This is a genomic window from Ferrovibrio sp. (assembly GCF_964218355.1).
In the GTDB taxonomy this organism is placed as follows: Bacteria; Pseudomonadota; Alphaproteobacteria; order Ferrovibrionales; family Ferrovibrionaceae; genus Ferrovibrio.
In genome coordinates this window covers 185248-193092 of the sequence record NZ_CAXPMC010000029.1, presented here as the reverse complement: position 1 = coordinate 193092, position 7845 = coordinate 185248, and the positions used below count along the sequence as shown (strand labels likewise).

Below are 7845 nucleotides of genomic sequence, written 5' to 3'. Positions count from 1 at the left end.
GGCTGCCCCCGATCGAGGTGCCGGTGGCGACGTACCGCTCCACCGACTGCGAGCTCGGCGGCACCACCGTCCCCTTCGACCCGATCACCCTGCAGCTGCTGCTCGTAGTCGGCGAACGTCGGGTAGCGCTGCTGCAGGGATATCGCCTGATTTCCTTTCCTTCCCGGATGGCCGCCAATGACGCGCTTCCTGCTTTTCATCGACCTGCTCAGCGCCTGGACCGGAAAATGCTTCGGCTGGCTGATCCTCGTTCTGACCTTCGGGGTCAGCTACGAGGTGTTCATGCGCTACCTGCTGAACGCCCCGACCACCTGGGCCTTCGACATCAGCTATATCACCTATGGTGCCCTGTTCCTGATGGCGGGTGCCTACACATTGTCGCGCAACGGCCATGTCCGCGCCGACGTGCTGTACCGCCTGTGGCCGAAACGGATGCAGGGCGTCATCGACCTGATCCTCTACCTGATCTTCTTCTTTCCCGCCGTGATCGCCTTCATCTGGGCCGGCTGGAACTTCGCGAAGATGTCCTGGATGTTCAAGGAACTCAGCATCTTCAGCCCGGCGGGCGTGCCGGTCTTTCCGCTGAAGGGCCTGATTCCGCTGACCGGCATACTGCTGTTCCTGCAGGGCGTCGCCGAAACCATCCGCTGCATCATCTGCATCCGCACCGGCGACTGGCCGCAGCGCCTGCATGACGTCGAGGAAATGGAGACAGCCATCCTCGCCGAGCAGAAATACCAGAGAGAACATTCCGGCGAAAACGCCGCTTCGGGCAAGGGGGCCTGATCCATGACCGACCCGCAGGTCGCCATTCTGATGCTGTCGCTGTTCATCCTGATCGTGATGCTGGGCTTTCCCATCGCCTTCACCCTGATGGCGATGGGTGTCGGCTTCGGCTATTACGCCTATGCCAACCCGAACCAGCTCGAAAACATTTTTGACAATCGCGTCTTCAATCTGCTGGTGCAGAAGACTTTTGAGGTCACGTCCAGCGACGTGCTGACCGCGGTGCCGCTGTTCCTGTTCATGGGCTATGTGGTCGAACGATCGAACATTCTCGACCGTCTGTTCCGCTCGGTGCAGATTGCCGCCAAGAACATCCCCGGCTCGCTGGCGGTCGCCACCCTGATCACCTGCGCCCTGTTCGCCACCGCCACCGGCATCGTCGGCGCGGTGGTGACGCTGATGGGCCTGCTGGCCTTTCCGGCCATGCTGCGTGCCGGCTACAATACCAGTCTCGCCGCCGGCGTGGTCTGTGCCGGTGGCTGCCTCGGCATCCTGATCCCGCCCTCGATCCTGCTGATCGTCTATTCGGCGGCGGCCGGCATCTCGGCCGTGAAGCTCTATGCCGCCGCCCTGTTCCCGGGCTTCCTGCTGGCCGGCCTGTATATCGTGTATGTCATCGGCGTGGCGATGGTGCGGCCGAGCTGGACGCCAAAACTGCCGAAGGAAATGACCGAAATCCCGTTCGGCCAGGTCATGTGGGCCCTGCTGACATCGTTCTTCCCGCTGGCGATCCTGATCCTGTCAGTGCTGGGGGCCATCCTGTTCGGCCTCGCCACCCCTTCCGAGGCTGCCGCCATCGGTGCGCTGGGCAGTCTGGTCCTGGCCGCCGCCTATGGCCAGCTGACCTTCGAGCGGGTCAAGGAAGCGGTGTTCCTAACCGCCCGCACCACGGCCATGGTCTGCTACCTGTTCATCGGGTCCTGGACCTTCTCCTCGGTCTTCTCGTATCTGGGCGGCCATTCGGTGGTCGAGCATTTCATCCTCGGCCTCAACATGTCGCCGATCGAATTCCTGATCCTGACCCAGATCATCATCTTCCTGCTCGGCTGGCCGCTGGAGTGGAGCGAGATCATCATCATCTTCGTGCCGATCTTCCTGCCGCTGCTGCATGCCTTCGATGTCGACCCGATCTTCTTCGGCATCCTGGTGGCCCTGAACATCCAGACCTCGTTCAACACCCCGCCGATGGCCATGGCCGCCTATTACCTGAAGGGCGTGTCGCCGCCGCATGTGCGGCTGACGCAGATCTTCTCCGGCGCCCTGCCCTTCGTCTTCATGGTGTTCCTGTCGATGGTGCTGGTTTATGTTTTCCCGGGTATCGTGATGTGGCTGCCCGATTACCTGTACACCCCGCGCTGACGGGATAGTCTGGAGTGGTGATGCGAGACGAGACCCTGGAATGGCTGGCTGCCCGCGACGCCGCCGAGGCGATGGCGGCGGGGCAGCTGGCCGCGCGCGAACTGACCGAAGCCTGCCTTGCCGCCATCGAGCGGCAGGAGGCCACCGTCGGCGCCTGGACCTTCCTCGACCGCGATCATGCGCTGGCCCAGGCCGATCGCTGCGACGACCTGCACCGGGCCGGCGGACCGCACGGGCCGCTGCATGGCATCCCGGTCGGCGTGAAGGATATCCTCGATACCCATGACATGCCCACCGAGGACGGCACGCCCCTGCATGCCGGCCGCACGCCCAGGCAGGATGCCGCCGCCGTGGCCCGGCTGCGCCAGGCCGGCGCCATCGTCATGGGCAAGACGGTCACCACCGAATTCGCCACCTACCATCCCGGCAAGACCGCCAATCCGCTCGACCCGACACGCACGCCGGGCGGCTCCTCCAGCGGTTCGGCTGCCGCCGTCGCCGCCGGCATGGTGCCGCTGGCGATCGGCACCCAGACCAACGGCTCGGTGATCCGGCCGGCATCCTTCTGCGGCGTCGTCGGCTACAAGCCGACCCTCGGCCTGATCCCGCGCACCGGGGTTCTGCGGCAGTCGCCGGCCTTCGACCAGATCGGGGTTTTTGCCCGCAATGTGCCGGATGCCGCCCTGCTGGCCGAATGCCTGATCGGCCATGATCCGGAAGACCCGGCCACCCGCGCCACGGCCCGCCCGCCGCTGGCCGCCACCGCACTGGCACCGCCGCCGGTGACGCCGCGGCTGGCTTTCGTGCCCTCGCCCGTCTGGGACCGGGCGGAAGCCGAAACCCAGGAAGCTTTCGGCGAACTGGTGGCGGCGCTGGGCAGTGGCATCGAGCGGCTGGATCTGCCGGACCGCTTCGCCGCGGCCATCGACTGGCACCGCACGGTGATGGAAACCGACATCGCGCTCAATCTCGCGCGCGATTACGACCACGGCGCCGACCGGATGAGCGCCTCGCTGCGCGGCCAGATCAAGCGCGGCCGCACTGCCTATGGCGCCTATGCCTATGCCGAGGCAATCGCCGCCATCGGCATGCTGAACGATGCCCTGGACGAAGCCTTCTTCGCCTACGATGCCTTCGTCACCCCGGCTGCGCCCGGGCCCGCCCCGCGTGGCCTCGAGACCACCGGCGACCCCATCTTCTGCACGCTGTGGACCTTCTGCGGCCTGCCGGCCATCACCCTGCCGCTGCTGCAGAGCAGCGACGGCATGCCGATCGGCGTGCAACTGGTCGGCCCGCGCGGCAGCGATGCCCGCCTGCTGCGCACCGCCCACTGGCTGATGACTCTGGATCTCGGCTGAACCGCGAGGATATCCCCATGCTGATTGCCAACCTGATCACCGGCCTTGTGGGCATCATCCTGCTCTGCGGCTTCCTTGGCATCCTGATGGTCTGGATCAAGGCGCCGCCGCTGGTCATCATCATGCTGGTGGTGATTGCCATGATGGTCTTCGATTTCATCCGCAGCATGCGCGATACCAGCAACACGCCACCCCGCTGACAGTCCGGCCGGCCGGCACCCATGGCCGGTTGACGCAACGTCAGAGCGGATCGTGAATTGACGCGGCGCGGCCGGGCCGCGACACTCGGGGCAACCAGAAGCCCGCCGGAGGAAGCGCCATGACCCCGCCCGCCAATGCGGCCCTCGCACCCGTATCCGACATCCGCAGCCAGGTCTCGGCCGAAGAATGGCAGACCCGCACCGACCTTGCCGCCGCCTACCGGCTGGTGGCCCATTTCGGCTGGGACGACCTGATCTTCACCCATATCTCCGCCCGCGTGCCGGGGCCGGACGAGCATTTCTTGATCAATCCCTATGGCTGGATGTTCCATGAGATCACCGCCTCGTCGCTGGTGAAGGTCGATCTCGACGGCAACATCGTCTCGCCGACCGAGAACATCATCAACCCGGCCGGCTTCACCATCCATTCCGCCGTGCATGCGGCCCGCCATGATGTCGGCTGCGTGATCCACCTGCATACCGGCGACGGCATTGCCGTTTCCGCCCAGGCCGACGGCCTGCTGCCCATCAGCCAGACCGCGATGATCGCGCTGAGCATGCTCAGCTACCATGAATACGAGGGCATCGCGCTCGACCTCGCCGAGCGTGAGCGGCTGGTGGCCGATCTCGGCCAGAACAACCTGATGATCCTGCGCCAGCACGGCACGCTAGCCTGCGGCCGCACCGTGGCCCAGGCCTTCCTCAACATCCACCTGCTGGAACGCGCCTGCCAGGCACAGGTGCGCGCGCTGGCCGGCGGGGTGAAGCTGCACCCCTCGTCCCAGGCGGTGCAGGATGTCGTGAAGGCGCAGGTGCGCGGCTCGAAGATCGATGTCAGCGGCCTGGCCTGGGCCGGCCTGCTGCGCACCATGGACGCGAAGGACCCGTCCTACCGCAGCTAGGCGTCAGGTCAGCCCGGCGATCCGGCCGGCCAGCGCCATCACCTCGGCCTCGGTCTGGTACAGGCCGAAGCCGAAGCGGATGCGGTCGCCGCGCCGGTCGGTGACGATGCCGGCCCGGTGCAGCCTGTCGTGAACCGCTGCGGCATCGTCCAGCGCGAAGGTCAGGAAATGGCCATGCGGCTGGTCCGGCCGCACCACCAGCCGCGCCGCCGTGAACGGACCGCATGGCAGCCGGGCGAGGAACAGCGCCTGCAGGGCCTGCACATGGGCGTGGATATCGGCGACGCCCAGGCCCTGTCCCAGCAGCCAGTCCTGCACGGCATTGAACCGGTACAGGCCCGAGGGATCGAAGGTGGCCCCCATGAAGCGCCAGCCGCTTTCGGCATAGGGCACGCGGCTGTCCTGCGCGCTGCTCAGGGCCCCGAAGGCCGCATACCAGCCGGTATCGCGCGGCCGCAAGGCCTGCCCCGGCGGGCAGTGCATGAAGCAGGCGCCCTCGCCCGCCATGGCGTATTTGTAGCCGCCGGCGATGAAGAAGGCGCGGCCGGCGAAGGCCGACCAGTCCACCGGCAGGGCCATGAAGGCATGGTAGCCGTCGACCACCAGCAGGGCGGCGGGATCGGCGGCCGCGATGATCGCGTCCAGGTCCGGCACGGCAAACCCGGAATTGAAGAACACGCTGCTGAGCCAGACGAGATCATGGCCGCCCGCCCTGGCCGCCGCGGCAAACCGCGCGCCGAAATCATCGAAGGGCTCGGCGGCGATACGCTCGACCGTCACCAGGCCGTCTTCCTCCAGCCGGGCCAGCTGGCGGGCGAAGGAATGGAACTCGCTGTCGGTGGTCAGAACCCGCGCCGGCCGGTCCACGGGCAGGCAGGACAGCAGCCGCATCGCCAGCTCGTGGGTATTGGGCGCGAAAACCACGCTCTGCGGATCGGGCAGGCGCAGATTCCGCGCCACATGGCCCTGCGCCGCCGCCAGCACCGGGCCCAGCACGCGATCCCACTTGCCGTCGATCAGCCGCGCGGCATCGTCCCAGGCCTGCAGATGGCCGGCACGGCTGGCATCGGGCCAGGGATGATGGCTGTGCGCGGCGAAATGCAGCCGGTGCGGATCGCCGCCGAGAAAGGCGGAAAACTGCGGGCGCAGATCGCGCAGCACTGGTGACATGATTTGACCTCTTCCCGGAGCGGCAAGGATATTTTAGGCTTGAAATAATTCCGGGAGCAAGCCCATGACCAGTCCCACGACCCCCGCCGCAGGCACCGACGGCATCCAGACCGATTTTTCCGGGCGCATGAGCTATGGCGACTACCTGCAGCTCGACCGCCTGCTGGCCGCCCAGAAACCGCTGTCCGGCCAGCATGACGAGATGCTGTTCATCATCATCCACCAGGTGCAGGAATTGTGGATGCGCCTGCTGAACAACGAACTCGACGGCGCCATGGCCTTCATCCGCGCCGACGACCTGCCGCCGGCCTTCAAATGCCTGGCGCGGCTGTCGCGCATCCAGGCGCAGATGATCCAGGCCTGGGACGTGCTGGCAACGATGACGCCGGCCGATTATCTCAGCTTCCGCCCGGTGCTCGGCTCGTCCTCGGGTTTCCAGTCCTGGCAGTACCGGCAGATCGAATTCAAGCTCGGCGCCAAGAATGCCCTGATGCTGAAACCGCATGCCCACCGGCCCGACATCCTGGCACCGCTGCAGGCCGCCTTCGAGGCGCCGAGCCTGTATGACGAGGCCCTGCGCCTGCTGGCGCGACGCGGCCTGGCGGTGCCGGCCGACATCCTCGGGCGCGACCTGACCAGGCCGCATGCGGCCGATCCGCGCATCGAGGCCCTGTGGGAGACGATCTACCGCGAATCCGGGACGCATTTCGATCTCTACGAACTGGCCGAGGAACTGGTCGACGTGGAGGACAGCTTCCAGCAATGGCGCTTCCGCCACATGAAGACGGTGGAGCGCATCATCGGCATGCGCCAGGGCACCGGCGGCTCGGCCGGCGTGTCCTATCTCCGCCAGGCGCTGGAGCGCAGCTTCTTCCCCGAATTGTGGTCGGTGCGCACGAAACTCTGACAGCCTGCCCGCATTTTATTCGGGTGCTGACGCAGTTTGCGGCAGCCTGCACAGCGAAGCGCCGCGCGGCGACAGCATCGGAAAACCGTTGTAGAATCAGCGTGGACAGCGATTTGTTTCAAGCCTAAAAGACCGGAACCGACCTGTCCAAACCACCCCGCGAGGTTTGCCGATGTCTGCCAAGCTCTCCCTCTCCCGCCTGATCGCCACCGCCGGCACCGCGCTGCTGCTTGGCACGGGCGCCGCATCCGCCCAGCCCTACAAGATCGGCATCGCCCAGTGGGGCCCGCATCCGCAGCTCGAGAAAGCCGTATCCTCCTTCAAGGCCGAGCTGGCCGCGAAGGGCCTCGTGGAGGGCAAGGATGTCACCTACGAGATCGACCAGGCGAATTTCGACGTTGCCCTGCTGCCGCAGCTGCTGAGCAAGCTGAAGGCCGGCAAGCCGACCCTGATCTACACCATCGCCACGCCGGTGACCCAGGCCGCCAAGCAGGCGCTGAAAGGCAGCGGCATCCCGATCGTCTACGCCGCGGTGAACAACCCGGTGAAGGCCAAGCTGGTGCCGTCCTGGACCGAGGGCGCCGAGGACATGGCCGGTGCCTCCGACCAGCAGGACATGGATGCCGTGCTCGGTTTCGTGCGCAAGCTGCTGCCGAAGGCGAAGACGCTGGCCGTCGCCTACAATCCCGGCGAGGACAACAACCTCGCCGTCTTCGAGCAGGTCAGGGAGACCGCCGGCAAGTATGAGTTCAAGGTGGTCGGCGCCGGCATCGACAATCCGGCCGACATCCCGATCCGCATCGCCGCCCTGAAGGGCCAGGCCGACGTGATCTACACGCCGACCGGCGGCCTGATCCAGCCGGGCCTGCCGGCAATTGCCGCCAGCGCCGCGCAGATCGGCATCCCGGTGGTCAATGCCGGCGTCGAATCCGCCCGCAAGGGCATCACGCTGGCCGGTTTCGCCGTCGATTACGGCAGGATCGGCAAGAATGCCGCCGATGTCGCCTACAAGCTGCTGAAAGGCGCGAAGATGCAGGACCTGCCGCCGGTGCGCGCCGGCGTCGAGGATCACGAGGCCGCCGTCAGCAAAAAGCAGCTGGAGAAACTCGGCCTCGCGCTGCCGGCGGCCCTCGGCGGCTGCAACTGCCTGGCCGACTGAGCCG

The 7845-nt window shown here is 66.5% G+C and carries 9 protein-coding genes; 7 read left to right on the top strand and 2 right to left on the bottom strand.

Features of this window, described 5'->3' with window-relative positions:
* On the bottom strand, nucleotides 1–200 hold a 200-nt coding region (locus ACEQZY_RS20765; protein ID WP_370156850.1), incomplete at its 3' end, for a hypothetical protein.
* Between ACEQZY_RS20765 and ACEQZY_RS20760 the strand changes: the two genes are divergently transcribed.
* The 5 genes from ACEQZY_RS20760 (at nucleotide 178) to ACEQZY_RS20740 (ending at nucleotide 4605) form a co-directional block, all read left to right on the top strand.
* Nucleotides 178–786, top strand: a complete 609-nt coding sequence (locus ACEQZY_RS20760) for a TRAP transporter small permease subunit (protein WP_341702675.1) — start codon at nucleotides 178–180, stop codon at nucleotides 784–786. The genes ACEQZY_RS20765 and ACEQZY_RS20760 overlap by 23 nt on opposite strands.
* Nucleotides 787–789: 3 nt before the next feature.
* The gene (locus ACEQZY_RS20755) at nucleotides 790–2145 is read left to right on the top strand and encodes a TRAP transporter large permease subunit (RefSeq protein WP_341702676.1); all 1356 of its coding nucleotides are present in this window, start codon (nucleotides 790–792) and stop codon (nucleotides 2143–2145) included.
* A gap of 20 nt (nucleotides 2146–2165) precedes the next feature.
* Nucleotides 2166–3503, top strand: a complete 1338-nt coding sequence (locus ACEQZY_RS20750) for an amidase (RefSeq protein WP_370156847.1) — start codon at nucleotides 2166–2168, stop codon at nucleotides 3501–3503.
* Nucleotides 3504–3520: 17 nt separating this feature from the next.
* Complete coding sequence (locus ACEQZY_RS20745; RefSeq protein WP_341702678.1) at nucleotides 3521–3703, top strand: hypothetical protein; 183 nt, start codon at nucleotides 3521–3523, stop codon at nucleotides 3701–3703.
* A 119-nt stretch (nucleotides 3704–3822) separates the two neighbouring features.
* On the top strand, nucleotides 3823–4605 hold the full coding sequence (locus ACEQZY_RS20740) for a class II aldolase/adducin family protein (protein WP_341702679.1): 783 nt from the start codon (nucleotides 3823–3825) through the stop codon (nucleotides 4603–4605).
* Nucleotides 4606–4608: 3 nt separating this feature from the next.
* Here the strand turns inward: ACEQZY_RS20740 and ACEQZY_RS20735 are convergent, their stop codons facing one another.
* Nucleotides 4609–5775 carry an aminotransferase class V-fold PLP-dependent enzyme gene (locus ACEQZY_RS20735; RefSeq protein WP_341702680.1) on the bottom strand — a complete coding sequence of 389 codons (1167 nt, stop codon included), beginning with the start codon at nucleotides 5773–5775 and terminating at the stop codon, nucleotides 4609–4611.
* Nucleotides 5776–5839: 64 nt separating this feature from the next.
* Here ACEQZY_RS20735 and kynA point away from each other — a divergent pair, with 64 nt between their 5' ends.
* Together kynA and ACEQZY_RS20725 are read left to right on the top strand one after the other, a co-directional pair.
* A complete protein-coding gene (gene kynA, locus ACEQZY_RS20730; RefSeq protein ID WP_341702681.1) occupies nucleotides 5840–6682 on the top strand; it encodes a tryptophan 2,3-dioxygenase in 843 nt (280 codons plus the stop codon).
* A gap of 172 nt (nucleotides 6683–6854) precedes the next feature.
* Nucleotides 6855–7841: an ABC transporter substrate-binding protein gene (locus tag ACEQZY_RS20725; RefSeq protein ID WP_370156846.1), complete on the top strand. Its 987-nt coding sequence runs from the start codon at nucleotides 6855–6857 to the stop codon at nucleotides 7839–7841.
* The last annotated feature ends 4 nt before the right edge of the window (nucleotides 7842–7845 follow it).

Coding starts and splice junctions, on each gene's coding strand:
- ACEQZY_RS20760 (WP_341702675.1), top strand. CDS start 178: ATGACGCGCTTCCTGCTTTTCATCGACCTGCTCAGCGCCTGGACCGGA.
- ACEQZY_RS20755 (WP_341702676.1), top strand. CDS start 790: ATGACCGACCCGCAGGTCGCCATTCTGATGCTGTCGCTGTTCATCCTG.
- ACEQZY_RS20750 (WP_370156847.1), top strand. CDS start 2,166: ATGCGAGACGAGACCCTGGAATGGCTGGCTGCCCGCGACGCCGCCGAG.
- ACEQZY_RS20745 (WP_341702678.1), top strand. CDS start 3,521: ATGCTGATTGCCAACCTGATCACCGGCCTTGTGGGCATCATCCTGCTC.
- ACEQZY_RS20740 (WP_341702679.1), top strand. CDS start 3,823: ATGACCCCGCCCGCCAATGCGGCCCTCGCACCCGTATCCGACATCCGC.
- ACEQZY_RS20735 (WP_341702680.1), bottom strand. CDS start 5,775: ATGTCACCAGTGCTGCGCGATCTGCGCCCGCAGTTTTCCGCCTTTCTC.
- kynA (WP_341702681.1), top strand. CDS start 5,840: ATGACCAGTCCCACGACCCCCGCCGCAGGCACCGACGGCATCCAGACC.
- ACEQZY_RS20725 (WP_370156846.1), top strand. CDS start 6,855: ATGTCTGCCAAGCTCTCCCTCTCCCGCCTGATCGCCACCGCCGGCACC.